3 tRNA genes are annotated in these 259 nt (G+C 55.2%); all 3 read right to left on the bottom strand.

What is annotated here, in order from left to right:
- Positions 1-2 precede the first annotated feature (2 nt).
- Positions 3-76 (bottom strand) — tRNA-Arg (locus tag G9G54_RS25115).
- 26 nt (positions 77-102) lie between these two features.
- A tRNA-Cys gene (locus G9G54_RS25110) sits at positions 103-174 on the bottom strand.
- Between the two features lie 10 nt (positions 175-184).
- A tRNA-Gly gene (locus G9G54_RS25105) sits at positions 185-259 on the bottom strand.

Raw genomic sequence — 259 nt, 5'->3', positions numbered from 1 at the left:
GGCGCGCCCTGAGAGATTCGAACTCCCGGCCTTTTGATTCGTAGTCAAACGCTCTATCCAGCTGAGCTAAGGGCGCATATTAAATTCCATAATGAGTAGTCAAGGCGCCACCCAGATTTGAACTGGGGAATGAAGCTTTTGCAGAGCTTTGCCTTACCACTTGGCTATGGCGCCGTATGGATAATGGAGCGGACGACGGGAATCGAACCCGCGACCCTCGCCTTGGCAAGGCGATGCTCTACCGCTGAGCCACGTCCGC

It is taken from the genome of Paenibacillus sp. EKM212P, assembly GCF_011066115.1.
Taxonomy (GTDB): domain Bacteria; phylum Bacillota; class Bacilli; order Paenibacillales; family Paenibacillaceae; genus Paenibacillus; species Paenibacillus polymyxa_B.
Note: the sequence above shows the minus strand (reverse complement) of the source record. Positions and strands in the feature narration are given on the sequence as shown.